This is a genomic window from Bradyrhizobium ganzhouense (assembly GCF_049949285.1).
Taxonomy (GTDB): domain Bacteria; phylum Pseudomonadota; class Alphaproteobacteria; order Rhizobiales; family Xanthobacteraceae; genus Bradyrhizobium; species Bradyrhizobium ganzhouense.
Genome location: NZ_CP181318.1, coordinates 7,207,381 through 7,229,245, shown reverse-complemented (window position 1 = coordinate 7,229,245; position 21,865 = coordinate 7,207,381). Strand labels below are relative to the sequence as shown.

At 63.6% G+C, this 21,865-nt stretch carries 25 protein-coding genes; 21 read left to right on the top strand and 4 right to left on the bottom strand.

Annotated features, from left to right (window positions below; all coding sequences use genetic code 11):
- Positions 1-80 precede the first annotated feature (80 nt).
- From ACLFLU_RS33540 to ACLFLU_RS33525, 4 genes are all read right to left on the bottom strand, one after another.
- On the bottom strand, positions 81-716 hold the full coding sequence (locus ACLFLU_RS33540) for a MarR family winged helix-turn-helix transcriptional regulator (RefSeq protein WP_426408982.1): 636 nt from the start codon (positions 714-716) through the stop codon (positions 81-83).
- Between the two features lie 853 nt (positions 717-1,569).
- Positions 1,570-2,895, bottom strand: coding sequence for a flagellar protein export ATPase FliI (gene fliI / locus ACLFLU_RS33535; protein ID WP_426408981.1), 1,326 nt, complete (start codon positions 2,893-2,895; stop codon positions 1,570-1,572).
- Between the two features lie 36 nt (positions 2,896-2,931).
- Positions 2,932-3,660: a flagellar basal-body rod protein FlgF gene (gene flgF / locus ACLFLU_RS33530; protein ID WP_426408980.1), complete on the bottom strand. Its 729-nt coding sequence runs from the start codon at positions 3,658-3,660 to the stop codon at positions 2,932-2,934.
- A gap of 3 nt (positions 3,661-3,663) precedes the next feature.
- Entirely contained in the window at positions 3,664-4,455 is a 792-nt protein-coding gene (locus ACLFLU_RS33525; protein WP_426408979.1) for a DUF1217 domain-containing protein, read from the bottom strand.
- Between the two features lie 142 nt (positions 4,456-4,597).
- Here ACLFLU_RS33525 and motA point away from each other — a divergent pair, with 142 nt between their 5' ends.
- The 21 genes from motA (at position 4,598) to ACLFLU_RS33420 (ending at position 21,860) form a co-directional block, all read left to right on the top strand.
- Complete coding sequence (gene motA / locus ACLFLU_RS33520) at positions 4,598-5,494, top strand: flagellar motor stator protein MotA (protein WP_426408978.1); 897 nt, start codon at positions 4,598-4,600, stop codon at positions 5,492-5,494.
- Complete coding sequence (locus ACLFLU_RS33515; protein WP_426408977.1) at positions 5,491-6,432, top strand: flagellar motor switch protein FliM; 942 nt, start codon at positions 5,491-5,493, stop codon at positions 6,430-6,432. The genes motA and ACLFLU_RS33515 overlap by 4 nt, the downstream gene beginning before the upstream one ends.
- Positions 6,413-6,727, top strand: coding sequence for a hypothetical protein (locus ACLFLU_RS33510; RefSeq protein WP_426408976.1), 315 nt, complete (start codon positions 6,413-6,415; stop codon positions 6,725-6,727). Before ACLFLU_RS33515 ends, ACLFLU_RS33510 begins: the two co-directional genes overlap by 20 nt.
- 75 nt (positions 6,728-6,802) lie before the next feature.
- Positions 6,803-7,177, top strand: a complete 375-nt coding sequence (gene fliN / locus ACLFLU_RS33505) for a flagellar motor switch protein FliN (RefSeq protein WP_027535981.1) — start codon at positions 6,803-6,805, stop codon at positions 7,175-7,177.
- Positions 7,178-7,179: 2 nt separating this feature from the next.
- Positions 7,180-8,220 (top strand): flagellar motor switch protein FliG, encoded by a 1,041-nt coding sequence (locus ACLFLU_RS33500; RefSeq protein WP_426408975.1) that lies wholly within the window; start codon positions 7,180-7,182, stop codon positions 8,218-8,220.
- 13 nt (positions 8,221-8,233) lie between these two features.
- Positions 8,234-9,319, top strand: a complete 1,086-nt coding sequence (flhB, locus tag ACLFLU_RS33495; protein ID WP_426408974.1) for a flagellar biosynthesis protein FlhB — start codon at positions 8,234-8,236, stop codon at positions 9,317-9,319.
- Positions 9,320-9,383: 64 nt separating this feature from the next.
- Positions 9,384-9,785: a flagellar basal body rod protein FlgB gene (gene flgB / locus ACLFLU_RS33490; protein WP_200469623.1), complete on the top strand. Its 402-nt coding sequence runs from the start codon at positions 9,384-9,386 to the stop codon at positions 9,783-9,785.
- An 11-nt stretch (positions 9,786-9,796) separates the two neighbouring features.
- Complete coding sequence (gene flgC, locus ACLFLU_RS33485; RefSeq protein WP_234680266.1) at positions 9,797-10,213, top strand: flagellar basal body rod protein FlgC; 417 nt, start codon at positions 9,797-9,799, stop codon at positions 10,211-10,213.
- A 2-nt stretch (positions 10,214-10,215) separates the two neighbouring features.
- Positions 10,216-10,548 (top strand): flagellar hook-basal body complex protein FliE, encoded by a 333-nt coding sequence (locus ACLFLU_RS33480; RefSeq protein WP_426408973.1) that lies wholly within the window; start codon positions 10,216-10,218, stop codon positions 10,546-10,548.
- 17 nt (positions 10,549-10,565) lie between these two features.
- Entirely contained in the window at positions 10,566-11,357 is a 792-nt protein-coding gene (gene flgG / locus ACLFLU_RS33475; RefSeq protein ID WP_148772962.1) for a flagellar basal-body rod protein FlgG, read from the top strand.
- A gap of 13 nt (positions 11,358-11,370) precedes the next feature.
- Complete coding sequence (gene flgA / locus ACLFLU_RS33470) at positions 11,371-11,847, top strand: flagellar basal body P-ring formation chaperone FlgA (RefSeq protein WP_426408972.1); 477 nt, start codon at positions 11,371-11,373, stop codon at positions 11,845-11,847.
- The gene (gene flgI, locus ACLFLU_RS33465; RefSeq protein WP_426408971.1) at positions 11,844-12,974 is read left to right on the top strand and encodes a flagellar basal body P-ring protein FlgI; all 1,131 of its coding nucleotides are present in this window, start codon (positions 11,844-11,846) and stop codon (positions 12,972-12,974) included. The genes flgA and flgI overlap by 4 nt, the downstream gene beginning before the upstream one ends.
- A 67-nt stretch (positions 12,975-13,041) precedes the next feature.
- Complete coding sequence (locus ACLFLU_RS33460) at positions 13,042-13,812, top strand: MotE family protein (protein WP_426408970.1); 771 nt, start codon at positions 13,042-13,044, stop codon at positions 13,810-13,812.
- Positions 13,809-14,504 (top strand): flagellar basal body L-ring protein FlgH, encoded by a 696-nt coding sequence (gene flgH, locus ACLFLU_RS33455; RefSeq protein WP_426408969.1) that lies wholly within the window; start codon positions 13,809-13,811, stop codon positions 14,502-14,504. Before ACLFLU_RS33460 ends, flgH begins: the two co-directional genes overlap by 4 nt.
- Before the next feature lie 30 nt (positions 14,505-14,534).
- Entirely contained in the window at positions 14,535-14,978 is a 444-nt protein-coding gene (locus tag ACLFLU_RS33450; RefSeq protein WP_148772957.1) for a flagellar basal body-associated FliL family protein, read from the top strand.
- Positions 14,975-15,715 carry a flagellar type III secretion system pore protein FliP gene (gene fliP / locus ACLFLU_RS33445; RefSeq protein ID WP_027535969.1) on the top strand — a complete coding sequence of 247 codons (741 nt, stop codon included), beginning with the start codon at positions 14,975-14,977 and terminating at the stop codon, positions 15,713-15,715. The genes ACLFLU_RS33450 and fliP overlap by 4 nt, the downstream gene beginning before the upstream one ends.
- A gap of 241 nt (positions 15,716-15,956) precedes the next feature.
- Positions 15,957-16,862, top strand: coding sequence for a flagellin (locus ACLFLU_RS33440; protein WP_426408968.1), 906 nt, complete (start codon positions 15,957-15,959; stop codon positions 16,860-16,862).
- Positions 16,863-17,134: 272 nt separating this feature from the next.
- A complete protein-coding gene (locus ACLFLU_RS33435) occupies positions 17,135-18,043 on the top strand; it encodes a flagellin (RefSeq protein ID WP_426408967.1) in 909 nt (302 codons plus the stop codon).
- A gap of 276 nt (positions 18,044-18,319) precedes the next feature.
- Positions 18,320-19,228 carry a flagellin gene (locus ACLFLU_RS33430; protein ID WP_426408966.1) on the top strand — a complete coding sequence of 303 codons (909 nt, stop codon included), beginning with the start codon at positions 18,320-18,322 and terminating at the stop codon, positions 19,226-19,228.
- 305 nt (positions 19,229-19,533) lie between these two features.
- Complete coding sequence (gene fliF, locus ACLFLU_RS33425; RefSeq protein WP_426408965.1) at positions 19,534-21,159, top strand: flagellar basal-body MS-ring/collar protein FliF; 1,626 nt, start codon at positions 19,534-19,536, stop codon at positions 21,157-21,159.
- The gene (locus ACLFLU_RS33420; RefSeq protein ID WP_426408964.1) at positions 21,156-21,860 is read left to right on the top strand and encodes a hypothetical protein; all 705 of its coding nucleotides are present in this window, start codon (positions 21,156-21,158) and stop codon (positions 21,858-21,860) included. The genes fliF and ACLFLU_RS33420 overlap by 4 nt, the downstream gene beginning before the upstream one ends.
- Positions 21,861-21,865 lie beyond the last annotated feature (5 nt).

Genomic DNA, 21,865 nt, shown 5'->3' with positions numbered 1-21,865 from the left:
GCTGCGCTCGCAAGGGCAACGCAGAAGCGATTGCGCGCAACACGCCTCGTGGCCTCTGGCCGGCCGCTCGCGCCGCTGCCTCAACTCTGGCTTGCTACGCGCGCGCGATCGAGATGCTCCTCGATCTTGGGGCGGTCACGGGTGCGCTCGAAGCTGGTGCAGAGCAGCTCCGTCTCCTCGAGCGAGACGGGCGCGCGATACAGCCGGCACATGAACTCGGCGGCGGCGCGCCCCTTGCCCATGCCGGGGCTGCGCTCGGCCAGGAACATGCAATCGCGGCACACGCTGGCATCGAGCCGCTGATGGGCTGCGTCGAGATGATTGAGAACCTCACGCAGCGAGTCGCGCAGCTGCAGGCGCTCGCCGGTCTCGAGGGCCCTGACGGCATTGACGACATGATTGATCGGATCGTGCTGGCTCAGGCATTTCTCGCCCTGCGCGGTGACGTGGAGCACGACAGAACGCTTGTCTTCCTGCGACGGTTTCCGCACCAGGAAGGATTTGCTCTCCAGCGTCTTCACGATCTGCGACGCGGTCGCCCTGGTCGCGCCGATGAAGCCGGCGAGTGCGGATGGTGTGCGCGAGAAGCGATTGGCGCGGCCGAGGAAGCGTAGCGCCATCCACTCCCGATCGCGCAACCCGTGTTGATTGCCTTCGAAATACCAGGCTCTGGCCGCCTGAACCAGCAGCTCGACTGCTTCACGTGCCAACGGCATAAATTCCTACCTCGCCCCGGGAATCGCGTGTGCGGCGCCCCGAAGCCGCTTTCCGCCATGGCGCGCGAATGTCTCACGAGATTCCTGATGCCCACCAAGATCCGATACGTGCGCCGTGGCCGGCTTCAGCGCGAAGCCCTGGACTGCACGGCACATGACTTGGACTGATGAGCATCGCAGGATACTGCGCGAAAAACGCTGCTGCCGATGGCTTGCCAACCGCAGAGTCGTCGAACGCAAGCCCGAGCTGCCGTCACTGCCGGACGATGGATCGGAGTTGTACAACCGAAGCCCCTGAGTTCAAGTCACACGCAGACGTTTCTTATGTTCGACCGAAACGATGAATGAGCTTCTCAACAAAATCAAGTAGAGACACTCGTGGAGCGCGGATGTCGTTGCAGACGGATGTAACGTTCAAGACAATCTCGCTCTTCAGGACACATGATGGTGAACGCAATACGCAGTCTAACGGGCTAGATGCACGTAGTTCTACGTCCGTTTGATTGCACGGATATTGCTGTCCGTCGTTGATGCAAGATGATCGAAGCTTGTGCACGACAGTCGCTGTGCACTTAGGGAGTCATCCACAACTTCCGCGATCTGCTTCCGGAATCGCCATGACGGCATCAGGGGAATTTGTAGGGATTACACGTGTCGGTTGCCATGGTGTGCCTGGAGTATCATCCGCGTGTCGTTTTCTACGACCATGCTGATCGTGTCATCCAAATGGTTGAGATTCGCGTGGCGAACATTGCTGGCGAACAAACGCCTATGCAGTTTGTGCCACGACATGCGCGCATCGAGGGTGAGATGCGCGGGCGCGGGTCGCGCGGCCGGCTAGCAGCCCGCGCCGCTACTCGCCCTTGAGCATGTCCCTGAGTTCGCGGAACGGATCGGCGCTCGGTGGAGCTGAGACGTCTTGTCGCATGGCGTTGTAGATTCGCGGGACCATGTCGACCGCCTGGTCGAGCCCGGAATCACGTCCCGACTGATATCCGCCCATCAGGCGAAGGTCGCGGGTGTCCTCGTATTTGGCGATCAGGGTGCGCAATTTGCTCACCAATTCGCGCTCCTCGGGGTCCCAGACGTTGTGGGCGAGGCGGGAGACCGAGGCCAGTACGTCGACGGCGGGATAGCGCGCCTGGTCGGCAATGTGCCTGGAGAGCACGATGTGCCCATCCAATGTGCTGCGAATGGTGTCGGCGATCGGCTCGTTATGGTCGTCGCCGTCGACCAGCACGGAGAAGATGCCGGTGATGGTCCCGGAGCCCTCCTCGCCGGGCCCGGCGCGCTCCAGCAGGCGCGGCAGGTCGGTGAAGACCGTCGGGGCATAGCCGCGGGCCACCGCGGGCTCGCCGGCCGCAAGCGCGACCTCGCGGGCGGCGTGAGCGAAACGGGTGATCGAATCGACCACGAGCAGCACCGATTCGCCGCGGTCGCGGAAATATTCGGCCACGGCCATCGCCGTCTTCGGTGCCAGCCGCCGCATCATCGGGCTTTCATCACCGGTCGATACGATGGTGACGGAGCGGTTGCGGTCGTTGCCGAGCACGTCCTCGATGAATTCGCGCACCTCGCGGCCGCGCTCGCCGACCAATGCCAGCACGACGGTGTCAAAACCCTGGCTGCGGGCGAGCATCGCGAGCAGCGTCGATTTGCCGACGCCGGAGCCGGCAAAGATGCCGACGCGCTGGCCGGCGCAGATCGGCGCAAACAGGTCGATGACGCGGACGCCGGTGCGCAGCGGCTTGTGGACGCGCGCCCGCTTCATCGCGGGCGGCGCGTCCGTCTCCGCCGAGACCGCACGCGATCCCGGGGTGAGCGGGCCCATTCCGTCCAGCGGGGCGCCGAGCGCGTTGATGACGCGGCCCTTCCAGCTCGAATCCGGTGCGAACGACAATGCCGGCATGCGGTAGGCGGCCGCGCCGAGCCCGCCGGCGAATTGCCGGTCAAACGGCTTTGCGACGATGCCGTCGCTGTCGATCCGCACCACCTCGCCGATCTGGGGCTTGCCCCCGGAATTGACTCCGATCAGCTCGCCGAGCTTGACGGCGCGCGACAGGCCGGAGACGCGGAAATGCGTCGGCGCGATCTCGGAGATCGCACCGCTGATACTCGCCAGCGGCGTACTCTGCTGGAGCTCGAGCAGCGCCCACTCAAGTTGACGAAGAGCGTTCAATGAAACCGTCCACCCAAATTACGCGCGACGCGCAGCCTACTTGCTCGGATCGCCCAGCGTCCGGATTGCGTTGCTGAGCGTGCTCTCGGTGCCCTCGATCAGCGAGTTGGTGCTGTCGAAAGCGCGCGAGGCCGACATCAGCTTCGTCAATTCCATCATCGGATTGGCGCTGGAGCCCTCGACATAGCCCTGCTTGAAGCCGTCCCGGCTGAAATCGCCGATGGCGGTCGCGGGACGGTCGGGCGTGACGCCGGAATTGCCGTACCGGTCGAGACCGGCATCAGCTGGAATGTTGAACAGGCCGATGGTGCCGATTTCGTTGTTGTCCTGGGTGATCGCGCCGCTGCGGGAGATCGAGACCGGCCCGCCGTTCGGGTCGAGCGAGATCTGCGCACCGCCGGAATCGATGACGGGGAAGCCCGACACCGTCTGAAGGTCGCCGTTGGAGGCGATCTGGAGCCGGCCGTCGCGGGTATAGACAGTGCCGTTGGGGCCGGCGAAGGCGATCCAGCCCTGTCCGACCACGGCGACGTCGAGCGGGTTGCCGGTCTCGGTGATGTTGCCGGCCTCGCGCGAGATGATGTTCTCGCCGGGCGAGGAGAACGCGACTGGGTTCGCGGCAGCCTTGGACAACACCGTCTCGAATTTCACCACGTCGGTGCGAAAGCCGGACGTGTTGACGTTGGCGACGTTGTTGGCGATCGTCTGCAGGCGCTTTTCGAGCGCGACCTGCGCCGACAATCCTACATAAAGAGCCGATTGCATGGCTTACCTGTTGAACTTGATGTTCTGAAGCGTCGTGAGCAAGTTGGTGTCCATGCTGGCCGACGACGTCGATGCGCCGGTGATGAGGACCAGCGCGGGGTTGGTCGAGGTGTCGCTCTGGGCCTGGGTCGCGTCCCACATCGCGGCGAAGCGCTGCACGAATTTTGTGACCTTGGTCGGGTCCTTGAAATCGGTGAGATTGATCTTGTCCGTGATCATCTTGGCCTGCATGTCGATGTCGGACGAAGAGATCATCGACGACCAGCCCATCGCGGTCTGCACCACCTGGGTCAGGGCCTTGTCGGCGAGGATCTGGTAGGGGCTCGTGATCGAGGAGGCCTTGCGCGTGAAGTAGAGCGCAAGCCGCAGGCCCTCGTTCTGGTCGCCGGCATCCTGCTCCAGGGTCTGGGTGGCATATTGGCTGGCCGTGCCGGTCGTGGCTGCGCTGCTCTGGGTCGCATTGGCGCCGAGCGCCGCGAAATTGAAGGCGGCGGCGAAGTCCCTGTAGCGGCTGTCGCTCAGCTTGTTGGCGAAGGTGTTCGCGGTCGCGATGCCCTCGGTCAGCACTTTCCGCATGAACGCCTTGGCGTAGATCATGTCGTCCAGGCCGAAGGCCTTCATTGCATAGGAGTAGAGCTTATAGTTATTCAGGAAATCGTCGATGCTCTTCACGTTGCCGATATTGGCCAGGTAGTAGGCGGTATCGCGGCTGACGTCAGGTTGCTGCTCGACCTGAGTCAGCGACTTGCTCATATCCGTGGTCAGCCTGGTGTAATCCGCGATCGTGGATAGCATGGCACGCGCCCCTTTGGCCGCTATTGCGACATCGTCTCAAGCTGCCGCGAGTTGCTTGCGCGGGGCTGGCCATGCCGAAGCCAGCTTCACGCAAGCGTCGCCGACTAGATATTCCCGATGGGATCGGCGATGGAGTGGCGGGTTGCTCAGTTTCGTGGGGATTTTCATCACGGTGGCGGCGCTGCTCGGCGGATTTGCCGCCATGGGCGGGCATCTGGCCGTGCTCATGCAGCCGTGGGAGTTCGTGATCATCATCGGCACCGCGGTCGGCACCTTCATCGTGGCCAATCCGTGGAAAACGGTCGTGGATACCGGGGTCGCCTGCATGCAGGCCATCACCGGCGCGGTGCCGAGTGAGCGCTATTATCTCGATCTGCTCGGAGCGCTTCATGCCCTGATGCGCGAGTTGCGCGGCAAGGGCCGCAACGAGGTCGAGGCGCATATCGACGATCCCTCGTCCTCGGAGATTTTCAAGGCGTTTCCGAGCGTGCTCGGGGACCCGGCGTTGCTCCAGTTCATCTGCGACTATGTCCGCCTCATCATCATGGGCAATGCGCGCACGCACGAGATCGAGGCGCTCATGGATGAGGAGATCCACACCATTGTAAAGAGCAAGCTGACGCCCTACCATGCGCTGGTGACGGTGTCAGAGGCGCTGCCGGCGCTCGGTATCGTCGCCGCCGTGCTCGGCGTCATCAAGGCCATGGGCGCGCTCGATCAGTCGCCGAAGCTGCTCGGCGGCTTCATCGGCGCGGCGCTGGTCGGCACCTTCGCCGGCATCTTCCTGTCCTACGGCATCATTTCGCCCTTCGCGCTGAAGATCAAGATGACGCGCGAGAAGAAGTGCAGGCCCTACATCATCGTCAAGCAGACGCTGCTGGCGTTCATGAACGGCGCCATGCCGCAGATCGCCGTCGAGCACGGCCGCAAGATGATCGCGAGCGGTGAGCGGCCGTCGATCGACGTCGTCGAGAACGAGACGATCGCAGGTCCCAAGGCCGTCGTGACCGAAGCTGAACCCAAGGCTGCACGCGCATGACGATGGAAGACGTCGAGATCGATCAGCGGAAGCAGCTGCCGAACTACTTGCTGGACGCGGCCGGCATCTCGATCGAACGCATGCCGATGCTCAATGTGATCTTCGATCGCATGGCGGCATCGTGTACGGACAGCCTGCAGCCGATAGCCGGTACACCCTGCTATTTCTCGGTCAATGGTATCGTCAACGATCGCGTCGGCGATATCATCAAGGACTACGAGGGCAACGCCGTCGCCGCCGTGCTCTATGCCGAGCAGTGGGATTCCCGCGTCATCATCGTGCTCGACCGCGATTTTGTGTTCACCATGGTCGAGGCGATGTTTGGCTCCGACGGCGCCGAACCGCCGCTCGACGTCGAGCGCTCGTTCTCGAACATCGAGATACGCCTGGTCCAGGCGTTGTTCGAGCGCTTCGCCAAGGCGCTGCAAACCGCCTTCGCCGGCACCTCGAACGTCACCTTTCGCGTCGAGCGGGTCGAGACCGCCATGGCATCGCTGGCGATCGGGCGGAGCGGCAACATGTCGATCTGCGCCAACATCATGCTGCAGGCGCTCTACCGCGGCGGTCAGATGTTTCTGATCATCCCGCACTCCGCGCTCAACCCGCTGCGGCAGAAGCTCGCCCACGTCGTCGTCAGCGACGGTCGCGCGGCCGACCCGCGCTGGCGCGAGCAGATGGAGAGCGAGGTTCACCGCACCGAGGTGACGCTGAGCGCGGTGCTCGACGAGAAGATGATATCCCTCGAGGACGTCGTGAAGTTCAAGGTCGGACAGGTGCTCGAGCTAGAAGCCACGCCCCGCACGCTGGCGCGGCTCGAGAGCAACAACCAGGTGCTGTTCTGGTGCCAGATCGGCCAGCTCGATGGCTACTACGCCATGCAGGTGGCAGATCCCGTCGATCAGAAGCGGGAGTTCGTCGATGATATCCTATCTCGTTGATGCCGTGTTGCTGATTGCGCTGGCGTTCACCAGCATGCGGGTGACCCGGATGCACCGTGAGCTGGCGCGGCTGCGCAGCTATCAGGGCGAGTTTTCGACCATCGTCCACGAGACCGCGGGCACTTTCGATACGGTGATCACCGCGGCGCATGATTCCACCGCAAATCTTGGCCGGCTCGCCAACGTGCTGACCACGAAGATCGACCAGGCTCACGAGGTGATCGCGGCGCTCGATGCGCGGACCGGGCTCCAGCCCGCTGCGACCGCGAACAGCACTGAGGTCAACAAGCATTAGGGCCGGGACCGGCTGAACGGATAGATCGGAACGTCGCGGCGCTCCGGGAGCGGAAATACCAAGAGGCGATACCAAATGGCGCAATCCTTCGACTACGAGTCAGCAACCGCATCCGATGATGCCGAAACGTCTCCGCTGGAGCGGCTGGCGGAGATCGCCGCGCGCACCGCGGAGGAGACCGGCAAGTTCGCCAATGTCGATGCCATCCTGCGCATTCCCGTCACCATGCAGGTGGTGCTGGGATCGGCGACCATCCCGGTGGCGAACCTGATGAAGCTCGGCCGCGGCGCCGTGGTTCCGCTGGATCACCGCGTCGGCGAGCCCGTCGACGTCGTGGTCAACGGCCGCGTCGTCGCCCGCGGCGAAGTGGTCGTCGTCGAAGAGGACAATTCGCGCTTCGGTGTCTCGCTGACCGAGATCGTCGGACCTCTGGGGCAGGGTGATTCCTGACCATGGCGGCACAGGTCGGCATCGCTCCCATCAAGCAGCGAGGCGTTGCCACGCTGGGCGGAACGGAAAAGGTCGCGGCGCTCCTGCTGGCCATGGGCCGCCAGGCGGCTGCGAGCGTGCTCGCGCAGTTCGAGCCGCAGGACATCCGTATCGTCACCAAGGCCGCGGCCGAGCTGCGGCCGATCACGGCGCAGGAACTCGAGTCGATCGTCGAGGAGTTCGCCCAGCAGTTCTCGATGGGCGCGAACATTCTCGGCACCATCGGCGGCCTCGAAGCCGTGCTCGGCGATGTGCTTCCCGCCGACCAGGTCACCGCGATCATGTCGGACTTGCTTGGCAATTCGAGCCGGTCGGTGTGGGACCGCGTGTCGTCGGTGTCGGAAAACTCGCTGGCGACCTACCTCTCCAAGGAGCATCCGCAGACTGCGGCGCTGATCCTGTCCAAAGTCAAGCCATCCTGCGCCGCCAAGGTGATGAGCCAGTTGCCGTCCGGTCTGCGCAACGAGCTGATGCGGCGCGTGCTCAGCCTCAAGCCGATCGTCGACGATGCGATGAAGGTCCTCGAGAAGACGCTGCACGAGGACCTGACGCTCAATTTCGCCCGCAACCTCGGCGCCGACACCTACGCCCGCGTCGCCGACATCATCAACAAGATGGAGCGCGGCCATATCGAGGACATGCTGAAGAGCCTGTCGGAGAAGCGGCCGAAGTCCGCCGAAGTGCTGAAGGAGCTGCTGTTCACCTTCGACGACGTCATCAACCTGGCACCGAAGGCGCGCACTATGATCTTCGACCAGGTGCCGACCGATCGTATCGTCGTCGCGCTGAAGGGTACCGACAAGCACTTCCGCGAGCTGATCCTGTCCGCGGTCGCCTCGCGCGTCCGTCGTGTCGTCGAGCACGAGCTCGCCATCGGCGAGCCGTCGAACCAGCGCGATGTGCTGGAGGCGCGCCGCGTCATCACCGACCTCGCCCTCGACCTCGCCGAGAAGGGTGAAATCGAGCTCAATCCCGACCAGGAGGATGAGCTGGTCTTCCGCTGACCGCTGAGCAGGCATGGCAGAGTCATCCGATCAGGAGAGCAAAACAGAAGAGCCGACCGAGAAGAAAGTCCGCGATGCGCTCGAACAGGGCAATATTCCGGTCTCTCGGGAGGCATCCATGTTCGCGACCATGGCGGCGCTGATGGTGATTCAGGCGTTCCTGATCGGCCAGGGCGTGCAGCGGCTGACGCCGACATTGAAGAGCTTTATCGACGAACCCGAGGGCTTCCCTCTCAGCACCGCGGCGGACGCGCTGAATCTTCTCACCGTGGTGGGCCTCGAGGCGCTGCGATTCCTGGTGCCGCTGGTCGTGATCATTGCGGTGTTCGGGCTCGCCGCCTCGCTGCTGCAAAACGCGCCGCGGCTGGTGCTGCAGCGCATACTGCCCGACGTCTCCCGAATCTCCCCGGCCAGCGGCTGGAGCCGCATTTTCGGAACACAGGGCCTCGTGGAATTCGCCAAGTCGATGTTCAAGCTCGCCTCGGTCACCGCGGTGGTCTGCTTTGTCCTGCGATCGTCGGAGGCGAGGGCGTTCGAGGCGATGTACACAGATCCTGTCGCGTTGCCGGAGATGATCCTCACCATCGCGATGCGGATCGTGTCGGCGATCTGCATTGCGACGATCGTTCTGGTCGCGATCGACCTCGCTTGGGCGCGCTTCCGCTGGCGGCGCGAGCTGCGCATGACCAAGCAGGAGATCAAGGACGAGCACAAGCAGTCCGAGGGCGATCCGCTGATCAAGGCGCGCCTGCGCTCGCTCGCGCGCGACCGCTCGCGCCAGCGCATGATCGCCGCCGTGCCGCGCGCGACGCTGGTGATCGCGAACCCGACGCACTTTGCGATCGCATTGCGCTACAACCGCGACGAAAACCCGGCGCCGCTCGTGGTGGCCAAGGGCATGGACGTGATCGCGCTGAAGATCCGCGAGGCCGCCGAGCAGAACAGGATCCCGGTGATCGAGAACAAGGCTCTCGCGCGCGCGCTCTACGAAGCGGTGCAGGTTGATCAGGTGATCCCCGCCGAATTCTTCCGCCCGGTAGCCGAGATCATCTACTTCCTGCAGTCGAAGCAAACGCCGCGGCCCGAAAAGGTTCAGTAGATTTACGAGGATGATGCTTCGCCCAACAGCTTGACGAAAGCTTAACGCCCTAGGGTTCTTTCCAATGAATCATAATGGGGCTGTCGTGGGACCGCTTTTTCTCTTCGAACTCGCATCGTCGCAGGCACGCTGGCTCGAGCTTCGTCAGTCGACCATCGCCACCAACGTCGCCAACGCCAATACGCCGGGCTTCAAGGCGCGCGACGTCGAACCCTTCAACAAGGTGCTCGACGGAATGCCGGTCAGGCTCGCGACGACATCGCCCACGCATATGCAGCTGTCCCCGGCCGAAACCGATACGCGGGCAACCGCGAAGAAGGATAGCTGGGACGTCGTCCACTCCGGCAACTCGGTCAGCCTCGAGCAGGAAATGATCAAGGGGAGCGATGTCAATCGCGACTATTCGATGAACTCGGCGATCGTGCGCTCGTTCAATCGCATGATCCTGACCAGCGCGAAGACCTGAGGTGAACTGACATGCTTGACGCGCTATCGGCCTCACTGACGGTCGCAAGCTCCGGGCTCGAAGCGCAGTCGACGCGCATGCGGGTTGTCTCGGAAAATCTCGCGAATGCGAGCTCGACCGGGCGTACCGCGGGTGCCGATCCGTATCAGCGCAAGACGATCACTTTCGACGCCGCAATGGATCGAGCCTCGGGCACGCAGCTGGCGAAGGTCAAGGAGATCGGGGTCGACACCACGCCCTATCGCGTCGAGTACGATCCGGGACACCCCGCGGCCGACAAGGCCGGCTACGTCAAGATGCCGAACGTCAACATGATGATCGAGATGGCGGACATGCGGGAAGTCAACCGGTCCTATGAAGCCAATCTCCAGGTCGTGAAGCAGGTGAGATCGATGCTCGGCATGACCATCGATCTTCTGAGGAGCTGACAATGCTAGAGGCGATTTCATCCACTGCGATCAACGCAGGGCAGGCGGTAGCGTCCCGCATCACCGAGACGCAGACCATTGCGCCCAGCGCGACGTCCCCGGTTCAGGCCGGCGACGACGTTGGCTTCGATTCCGTGATGAAGCAGGTGACCACGGACGCGATCGGCACGCTGAAGGCCGGTGAGAGCGCGTCAATCTCGGCGATGCAGGGCAAGGAGTCGACGCGGAAAGTCGTCGAAGCGCTGATGTCGGCCGAGCAGGCCTTGCAGACCGCGGTCGCGGTCCGCGACAAGGTGGTGCAGGCCTACCAAGAAGTCGTTCGTATGTCGATTTGATCTGAAGGAATGACGCTGTGAAATCGCTCGCCATCGCGGCCACGGGCATGAATGCCCAGCAGACCAATATCGAAGTCATCGCGAACAACATCGCCAACATCAACACCACGTCGTTCAAGCGCGCACGTGCGGAATTCACCGATCTGTTCTACCAGATGGACCGCATGCAGGGTGTCGCGAACGTCAACGGCGCCTCGCCGATCCCGGAAGGCGCCAATCTCGGCCTCGGCGTCAAGTCGGCCGCGATCCGCAAGCTGCACATCCAGGGCGCGCTGACGCAGACCGGCAACCCCTATGACCTCGCAATCAACGGTCGCGGCTGGTTCCAGGTGCTCGGCCCGAACAACGAGGTGCAGTACACCCGCGCGGGCTCGTTCAACACCAACGCCACCGGCCAGCTGGTGACGATGGACGGTTACCTGCTGGATCCCAACATCACGGTGCCGCAGGGAACGGTGCAGGTCACCGTCAACCAGACCGGGCAAGTGTTCGCCAAACTGGATACGGTGGTTAATCCGCAGCAGATCGGCCAGCTCAACCTTGCCAATTTCGCCAACGAGGCGGGTCTCGAGCCGCTGGGCAGCAATCTCTATCGCGAAACCACGGCATCGGGTGCGCCGGTCGTCGGGCTCCCCGGCGATGCCGGCTACGGCAAGATCAACCAGCAATATCTCGAGGCCTCGAACGTTGATCCCGTCAAGGAGATCACCGAGTTGATCTCGGCACAGCGCGCCTATGAGATGAATGCCAAGGTCATCCAGGCGTCGGATGAGATGGCGCAGACGGTGTCGAAGAATCTCAGTCGCTAGTTCCGGTGTGTCCATGTTGAACAGGGTGGGCCTGATCGCGCGCGGGTTGGCCGCCGCGCTGCTGGTTCTCGTCTCTGCGCGGCTCGCCGCCGCAGACGAGAAGCGGCTTCCGGTGCCGGCGGTAGCGATCCGCGCCGGCGAGCTGATCAGGGACGATATGATCACCGAGCGCATCTTTGCGACGAACGCGCTCGGTGTCGCCATGTTCATTGAAGGGCGTCAGGTCCTCGTAGGCCGCATGGCACGGCGGGCGCTGCTGCCGGGGCAGCCGATCCCGACCAATTCGGTGGAGGATCCCTTCACCATCGCCCGCGGCGCCATGGTCAAGGTCGTGGTCGAGGACTCCGGCTTGTCGATCGTGACCTACGGCGCGGCCATGCAATCAGGTGCGCCGGGCTCGCTCATTACCGTGCGGAACACCGACACGGGCGTGATGATCCGGGCCATCGTTCAGCCGGACGGCACCGTCAAGGTCGTGGACGGGTCATGACCAGATTCCTGATCGCGCTTCTCTTCATCGTTTCCGCCGCCAGCGCCCAGGCCGCCGTCCGCATCAAGGACATCGCGGACATCAAGGGACTGCGCGAAAACCAGATCGTGGGCTATGGCCTTGTCATCGGCCTCAACGGTACCGGCGACACCCTGCGCAACGCGCCGTTCACGGAACAGTCGCTGCAGTCGATGCTCGAAAACATGGGCATCAATGTCCGGAACGAGACGACCAGCACGACCAACCCGGCGCGGCCGACCACGCTGCGCACGCGCAACGTCGCCGCCGTGATGGTGACCGCGGATCTACTGCCGTCGATCGGCGCCGGCGAACGGATGGACGTGACGGTGTCGTCGCTCGGAGATGCGACATCACTGCTCGGCGGCACGTTGGTGATGACGTCGCTGCGCGCGGCCGACGGTGCGGTCTATGCGGTGGCGCAAGGCGCGGTCACGGTCGCCGGTTACAGCGTCGGGGGCCAGGCCCAAAACGTCAGCCAGGGTACGCCGACGGCGGGCCGCATTCCGAACGGCGCGCTGGTCGAGCGCGAGGTCAAGGGCAGCCTCCACGAGATGGAATACCTGGTGCTGGAGCTGAAAAACCCCGATTTCGTCACCGCGACGCGAATCCTGGACGCCGTCAATCGCTATGCCGGCGGTCGCTATCGCGCCCAGATCGCGTTCGAGCGCGACTACCGGACGATCGTGCTGTCCAAGCCGCGCTATGTCGGCCCGGTCCGCTTTCTCGCTGAGATCGGCGAGCTCACCGTCGAGCCAGACACGCCGGCGCGGGTGGTGATCAACGAACGCACCGGAACGGTGGTGATCGGGCGCGACGTGCGAATCTCCACCGTCGCCGTCACCCATGGCAATCTGACGGTCCGCGTCACCGAGATGCCCGTGGTGTCGCAGCCGGCGCCGTTCTCGCAGGGCCAGACGGTCGTGGTGCCCCAGACCGTGGTCGAGGCCAACGAGGCAGGATCGCAGGTGGCGATCCTGAGCGGTGTCGACCTCCAGCGTCTCGTGCGCGGGCTGAACCAGATCGGACTGAAGCCGTCCGGCATCATCGCAATCCTCCAGGCGATCAAGACGGCCGGCGCACTGCAGGCCGAAGTCATCGTGCAATGATGCATAAGCGTCGTGCAAGCTTGGTCGCTCAATGCTCTGGTCTCGACCGAGAATCGCACGCGGGCTGATGCTGAAGCTGGATCACATAGCGCAACTTCTTCTGCTGGCGGCGATGTTCGCGCTGGCGAGCACGTCGCCCGCGCTGGCGCTGGACGAGCCGAAACCGTCGAAGCCGCTCAATCTGCTGTCCTTCGCGCGCGCCCGCGCGCCCGGGCCGCAGAAGCCACACGCGCCGGCGACGCCAGTCCCGGGCGATAATTCACGGGCAACGGCCTGGGCAGCCGAAGATTCGGGTCCTGCAATCACGGGAGCGGTTCCGACGGAAGCTCCTCCGCCGGCGCCGGCCCCCGCACCCGTGCCGACGCGTCCGGCGAAGTCCGGCAACGTCACGGCACCGCCGAAGCCGGCGCCGGCTCAAGCTGCCGTGCCTGCGGACAACGAAGTTGCGCTGTTCTGCAGCAACGTCGCCGATCCCGCCGTCGACGCCAGGCTCGCCTGGCAGCTGAAAGAGCTGGAGAAGGCCGAGAGCCTGCTGCGGGAGCGGATCGCCGAAGTCGAGGCCAAGCGCGCCGAATACGAGAAGTGGATGGCGCTGCGCGACGACTTCCTGAAGAAGGCCGAAGCGAGCGTTGTCGAGATCTATTCGCGCATGAAGCCGGACGCTGCCGCCACCCAGATCGCCGGAATGGCTGACGAGACGGCCGCTGCGGTGCTCGCAAAGCTCAGCCCGAGGAGCTCGAGCGCAATTTTCAACGAGATGGAGACCGGGCGCGCAGCACATCTCGCCGACCTGCTCGGTGGAATGCGTCGCGTGGATGACGGAAGACCAAGTAAATGAAGACGCTGATCCTCATCCTGTCGCTCGTGCTTCTTGGCGGATGCTCCCATGATCCGGCAGAAATCCTGACCGGCCCGAAACTGTCGCCCGTTGGCAGCGGCCTGAGGGCGCCCGCCGAACCGATTCCGGTGACGCCCCGCATGCGCACGCCGGTCAGCTATCGCTCGACCTGGGACGACGGCACCGATCTCTACCGCGATCCCCGTGCCCGGCGGATTGGCGACGTCGTCACGGTGATCATCTCGATGCAGGACAAGGCCAAGCTCGACAACAAGACCGACCGCTCGCGCGATTCGCAGATCCAGTTCGGGCTGAACTGGCTGATGGACGTCGCCGGATGGCAGGACAAAGGCCAGGCCAACGCCAACCTCAACACCAATACCCAGATCAAGGGCAACGGCCAGATCGACCGCTCCGAAGACATCAAGCTTTCCATTGCGGCCATCGTCACCGACGTGTTGCCGAACGGAAATATGATGATCAGCGGGTCGCAGGAGTTCGGTATCAACACGGAGATGCGCGTGCTCAATGTCGGCGGTATCGTGCGTCCGCGCGATATTTCGCGAACCAACACGATCTCCTACGAGAAGATCGCCGAGGCGCGCGTGTCCTATGGCGGTCGCGGAAATCTGTCTGACGTACAGCAACCAGGATGGGGGCACCGGATCTATGACGCCGTGGCACCGTTCTGAGGCTCGCGCGCCGTGGGAGCAGGGGGCGTCATGCGCCTGATTGCCGCCATCCTCGTGCTGACCCTGGTCGCGATCGGCGCGGGCGCGCTTGCGGGCTTGCACCTGTTCGCCGCAGCCGAACGTGTTGCCGACGCAAAGAAGGGGGCCACTCCGCCGCCGATTGCGTCGAGCTACGCCGGCAGCGCGCGGCTCAGGAAGCTGTCTCCGATCGTGACCAACCTCGCGGCGCCGGCCAACAATTGGGCCCGGGTCGAAGCCTCCATGGTGACCGACAGCATGAGCGACGAGGATGCCGGCATCCTGGCCGCTCATATCAGCGAGGACATCGTCACTTATCTGCGGTCCGCCTCGGTCACGCAGTTCGAAGGTACGCGTGGGCTCCAGCATCTGCGCGACGATCTGTCCGAACGCGCCAGCATCCGCTCGTCCGGCAAAGTCCGCGAATTGATCATTGAGACGTTGGTGATCCAGTGAAATTGAGAGTCCTGCTGCTTGCCTTGTTGCTGGTCGTGCTGCCCGAGGTAGCGTTCGCCCAGATCCCGGACCTCAATTCGCTGCTGCCGCCGGGCAACGGCTCGACCAGCGGCCGCATCATCCAGCTCATGGCGCTGCTGACGGTGCTGTCCGTCGCACCGGGGCTGCTCATCATGGTGACGAGCTTCACGCGCTTCGCGGTCGCGCTCTCGTTCCTGCGCGCCGGCCTCGGCCTTCAGACGACGCCTCCGAATCTCGTGCTGATCAGCCTCGCCATGTTCATGACCTTCTATGTCATGGCGCCGACCTTCGATCGCGCCTGGGAAACCGGCGTGCAGCCGCTGATGAAGAACGAGATCTCGGAGGAGGAGGCCTATCTGAAGATCAGCGATCCGTTCCGCGAATTCATGCTGGCACATGTCCGCGACAAGGACCTGCAGACATTCGAGTCGCTGGCCGCCGAAAGTTTCCGCAGGAAGTTCGACGACAAGCGCATCGACATGCGCGTGATCATCCCGGCGTTCATGATCTCCGAGCTCCGGCGTTCGTTCGAGATCGGCTTCCTCATCATCCTGCCATTCCTCGTCATCGATATGATCGTGGCGACGCTGACCATGTCGATGGGCATGATGATGATGCCCCCGTCGATCCTCGCGCTGCCGTTCAAGGTGCTGTTCTTCGTGCTGATCGACGGCTGGAACCTGCTTGCCTCCGGACTGGTGCGGTCGTTCTCATAGCCGCGATCATCAACCTAAGGGTTGGTTAAGGTTAGCGAAGAGTAACATTAACCATATGATTTTGCTGCAGAATTCAAGCCCGTCTTAATTCGGAAGCAAGATTCGGCGTGCTAGCAATGCGGCACGGCGGGTTGGACCCCACCCACATCAGTCCAAAGGCATGATGCCGCCCCTCCGTACCGGTGAAAGCCCGGTATGTCCCCTCGTGAAAATGTAACGCGTACATAAAGGGACATTCGCAATGTCAAGCCTGCTTACGAACTCGACCGCTATGACCGCCCTCCAGACCCTGCGGTCTGTGAGCTCCCAACTCGCCACCACGCAGACCCGCATCTCCACCGGCCAGCGCGTCTCGACCGCTTCGGACAATGCTGCCTACTGGTCGATCGCAACCTCGATGCGTGCCGACAATGCCGCGCTCTCCGCCGTCTCCGACTCGCTCGGTCTGTCGGCTGCGACCGTCGACACCGAATACACCGCTCTGACCTCGGTTGTTGGCGACAGCACCGGCGGCCTGACCAAGCTGCAGTCGCTGCTGGTCGAAGCCAAGACGGCCGGTATCGATCGCACCAAGATCCAGGCGGACGTCACCCAGATCCAGCAGCAGATGAAGAGCACCGCCGATGCGGCGACCTTCAACGGCGTGAACTGGCTGAGCACGACGACGGCCACGCCGGCGACGGTCGACCTGGTGTCGTCGTTCTCCCGCGTCGGCAGCACGCCGACCACCGGCTCCATCCAGCTGACCACTGCCAACTACGCGCTCTACAGCTCGTCCACCAACGGCATCCTGGACACGGTGAGCAGCGGCGTGTCGGTCAACACGATTAACATCTCCACGCTGACTGACGCGGCGACCGACCAGGCCACGCTCGACACCTACATCGCGCAGGTGACCTCTGCGATCAACTCGGTGGCTTCGGCCGCCGCGAACCTCGGCGCCGTCAAGAACCGTATCTCGACCAATACGGACTTCGTGAAGTCGCTGATGGACTCGGTGACTCGCGGTATCGGCCAGCTCGTCGACGCCGACATGAACCAGGAGTCCACCCGCTTGTCGGCTCTCCAGGTCCAGCAACAGCTCGGCGTTCAGGCGCTTTCGATCGCCAACAGCAGCAGCCAGAGCATCCTCTCGCTGTTCCGCTAAGCCTGAAGACCATCTGGGGGAGGGCCGCGCTTCTCGCGAAGCGCGGCCCTTTCGTTTGACGTGACGTCCCGCGCACGCCGCAATTTCGGCTACGCTGTTGCAGCCAGGACACAGAGCCACAAGCCCCGCACAAGCTTCGCGCGTTACGGTCGCCGCTACGACAGGTTGGGCCTAACCGCTTTTCCGCAGCCCAAAGGCATGACGCCGCCCTGTCGTACCGGTGCAAGTCCGGTATGTCCCCAAATCAACTCAATCTTCAAAGGGACATCAAAATGGGTTCAAGTCTGCTTACCAACTCCGCAGCAATGACCGCGCTGCAGACCCTCCGCAACGTTAGCTCCAGCCTCCAGACCACCGAAAACCGGATCTCGACCGGCCAGCGCGTGGCCACGGCTTCGGACAACGCCGCCTACTGGTCGATCGCGACCTCGATGCGTGCCGACAACGCCGCGCTCTCCGCCGTCTCCGACTCGCTCGGTCTGTCGGCTGCGACCGTCGACACCGAATATACCGCTCTGACCGCGGTTGTCGGTGACAGCACCGGCGGCCTGACCAAGCTGCAGGCGCTGCTGGTCGAAGCCAAGACCGCCGGTATCGACCGTACCAAGATCCAGGCTGACATCACCCAGATCCAGCAGCAGATGAAGGGCACCGCCGATGCGGCGACCTTCAACGGCGTGAACTGGCTGAGCGTGACGTCGGCAACGCCCGCGACCTTCGACCTCGTGTCGTCGTTCTCGCGCGTTGGTGGCACGCCGACCATCGGCTCCATCACCCTGACGATCTCCAACTTCTCGCTCTACAGCACGTCCACCACCGGAATCCTCGACACGGTGAGCGCCGGTGTGTCGGTCAACACGATCAACATCACCTCGCTGACCGACGCGGCGACCGACCAGGCCACGCTCAGCAGCTACATCACGCAAGTGACTGCCGCGATCAACTCGGTGGCTTCGGCCGCCGCCGACCTCGGCGCCGTCAAGAACCGCATCGCGACCAACACGGACTTCGTCAAGACCTTGATGGACTCGGTGAATCGTGGTGTCGGTCAGCTCGTCGACGCCGACATGAACGCAGAATCCACCCGCCTCCAGGCGCTCCAGACCCAGCAGCAGCTCGGCGTTCAGGCGCTCTCGATCGCCAACCAGAACAGCCAGAGCATCCTCTCGCTGTTCCGCTAAGCCTGAGAACCATCTGAGGGGGCCGCGCTTCTCACGAAGCGCGGCCCTTTTCATTTTGACGCGTGTTGTTCGGGCGTCAAAGGCGCGATCTCGCGCCTCGAATTGCGGTCCGGTCACAGAGCCACAAGCCTCGCGCAAACTTCGCGTGCTATCGCCGCCGTTACGACAGGTTGAGCGCGCTTTTTCGCAGCTCAAAGGCATGATGCCGCCCTGTCGTACCGGTGCAAGCCCGGTATGTCCCAAAAATTTCAAATCGTTTTCAAGGGGACGTCGAACATGAGTTCTAGCCTGCTCACCAACTCCGCAGCAATGACCGCGCTGCAGACCCTCCGCAACGTCAGCTCCAGCCTCCAGACCACCGAAAACCGGATCTCGACCGGTCAGCGCGTGGCCACGGCTTCGGATAACGCCGCCTACTGGTCGATTGCGACCTCGATGCGTGCTGACAATGCCGCGCTCTCCGCCGTCTCCGACTCGCTCGGTCTGTCGGCCGCGACCGTCGACACCGAATATACCGCTCTGACCGCGGTTGTCGGTGACAACACCGGCGGCCTGACCAAGCTCCAGGCGCTGCTGGTCGAAGCCAAGACCGCCGGTATCGACCGTACCAAGATCCAGGCTGACATCACCCAGATCCAGCAGCAGATGAAGGGCACCGCCGATGCGGCAACCTTCAACGGCGTGAACTGGCTGAGCGTGACGACGGCAACGCCGGCGACCTTCGACCTCGTGTCGTCGTTCTCCCGCGTCAGTGGCACGCCCACCATCGGCTCCATCACCCTGACGATCTCCAACTACTCGCTCTACAGCACGTCCACCACCGGCATCCTGGACAAGGTGAGCGCCGGTGTGTCGATCAACACGATCGACATCACCTCGCTGACTGACGCCGCGACCGACCAGGCCACGCTCAGCAGCTACATCACGGCGGTCACCACTGCGCTCAATTCGGTGGCTTCTGCCGCCGCTGACCTCGGCGCCGTCAAGAACCGCATCGCGACCAACACGGACTTCGTCAAGACCCTGATGGACTCGGTGACGCGCGGTGTCGGTCAGCTCGTCGACGCCGACATGAACGCGGAATCCACCCGCCTCCAGGCGCTCCAGACCCAGCAGCAGCTCGGTGTTCAGGCGCTCTCGATCGCCAACCAGAACAGCCAGAGCATCCTCTCGCTGTTCAAGTAAGCTCCCGCTTCGAAAACGACCGTGCTCCCAATGGGGCACGGTCTCCGCCGTGACCGGCGGAAGTGACGGCACATGACGTGCCCGTAATCGACCTCCCGACGCCAGACCTGATGCAATAGGCTGCAGCCGATCCCGCGGTAACGCGTTCGATCGCCCGCCCGTTGCCGTCGACCTGCCTGCGTCGTCCAAGGTTCTTGTAAAATTGCAACGCCTCGCCTGCGACGCGGCACATTCGCGTTTTCGCGCAACCTTCAGACAAGGTTGACGGCAGAGTGTCCTTACCATTCGCATTGGTACGAGGTCATATGCTCAGTCGCGCGCAGCTACAGCAGCTGCTCAACAATCTGCTGGAACTTGGGCCGCGACGTCTGATGGCCTTGGGATTGATCGGCTTTGCCGTCCTCGTCACCGTGGTCGGAGGTGCTTACTACCTGAGCCGGCCGGAATTCGAATCCCTCTATACCGGCCTGACCCGCGAAGACGTGACGCGTATCGGCGCCGCGCTGCGCGAGCAGAACATTGCCTTCGATATCAGTGCAGCCGGCGATGCCGTCTCGGTACGGCCGAGCCAGACCGCACAGGCGCGGATGCTGCTGGCCGAGAAGGGGCTGCCGACCAGCGCCAATTCCGGCTACGAGCTGTTCGACAAGATCGGATCGCTCGGACTGACCTCCTTCATGCAGGAGGTCACGAAGCTTCGCGCGCTCGAGGGTGAGATCGCGCGCACCGTTCAGCTGATGAAGGGCGTCAAGGCGGCGCGGGTGCATATCGTGATGCCGGTGCGCGGCTCGTTCCGCGCGACGCAGCAGCCGCCCTCCGCATCGGTCGTGCTGCGCACTGACGGTGCGATCGAAGCGCGCACGGCGCAGTCGATCCGCCACCTCGTCGCAGCCGCCATTCCCGGCATGACGCGCGACAAGGTCACCGTGCTCGACGCTGACGGATCGATGCTGCTGGCCGAAGAGGACGAGGCCAGCGCCGCGCCGACCAGAATGGCGAGTCTCCAGAAGACGGTCGGCGGAATGGTGCAGGAAAACATCCGCAAGGCGCTGACGCCCTATCTCGGCCTGGACAATTTCGAGGTCAGCGTCGCGCCGCAGCTCTCCACCGACAAGCGCCAGGTCAACGAGACGGTCTACGATCCCGAGACCCGCGCCGAGCGTTCGGTCCGCAATGTCCGAGAAAACGAAAAGTCGTCGAACGCCGACCGATCGACGCCGACGACCGTCCAGCAGAACCTTCCGGACCAGCAGGTCAACGCCGGCGGCACCAAGAACTCCAGCGAGGACAAGACGCGCCGCGAGGACGTTACCAATTTCGAGGTATCGTCCAAGACCACGACGACGGTCAGCGACGGTTACTCGGTCAAGAAACTCTTCATCGCCGTCCTGGTTAATCGCGCCCGGCTCGTCGCCGACCTCGGCGACAAGACCAACCAGGCCATCGTCGACAGCAAGCTCGCCGAAATCAGCCAGCTCGCAGCGACCGCCGGCGGACTGGACAAGGCGCGTGGCGACCAGATCCAGGTGACTGCGGTCGACTTCGTGGAGGGCTCGCGCGAGCTCGCGCCGGTGCCGCCGATCAGCTTCGTGGAGATGATGAACAAGCAGCTCGGCAGCGTCATCAACGCGGTGACGATCCTGGCCGTCGCTTCAATGCTGGTCTGGTTCGGACTTCGGCCCGCGGTCAACGGCATCCTGACCCATCGCGCTGCGCAGGAGCAGACCGAGGCGGCGGAGGCCGCCGAGCTCGAGGCTGCCACGGCCCTCGCATTGGCCGACAGCCAGGATCCCGAACTCAACCTCGTCGAGGACCTTGAAGGCAAGATGCAGCGTACGCCGCAGAAGCGGCTGGAGCAGATCGTTCGCCTCGACCAGATGCAGGCGGCAGCAATCCTTAAAGACTGGATGCGACGCGAGGAGGCGGCATGAACGCGGCAATCGGAAAACTCCTGACGCAATTCGACGCGAACGGCCGGACCAAGTCTCCGCTGCCTGCGCCGCCCAAGATCCAGGACGTTCTGGCGAGAAAGGAGATCCGGCGCGAGCCTCAATCGCAGCCGCAGCCTCAAGCGCAGCGTCAGTCACAAGCCCAGCCGCAACTTCAGCCGCCTGCGGCACCCGCGCCGGAAGCAGCGTCGGTCAATCTGCTCGAAGACGCCTACCGACGCGGCCATACCGCAGGCCTTGCGGAAGGCGAAGCCAAGCTCGCCGAGGAGCGGGTCCGCAGCGCGATCCGGCTCGGCGAGGAGCGGGCCAAGTGGTCTGACCAGCAGGCGGTCGCGATCGTCAACGGTTTTGACACGGCCTGCCGCGAGATCGAGAGCAACATTGCAAGCTCGGTCGCGCGGATATTGCTGCCGTTCCTCGCCGATGCGGTCCGCGACAAGGCGATCGGATCCCTCGTCGAGCAGATCTCGGCATTGACCTCGAATTCCCCGGTGCCGGCGTTCCGCGTCACCGGCCCGAGCGAACTCATCGACCTCGTCAGGACGCAACTCAATCTGGCCGGCCGCTCTGGCGTCGAGTACCAGTCCGCCGACACCGTCGAGGTTCGCGTCCTCGCCGATCAGACCACGATCGAGACGCAGATCTCGACCTGGATGGATCGGCTGAAAGAGGCGCGCCGGTAGTTTCA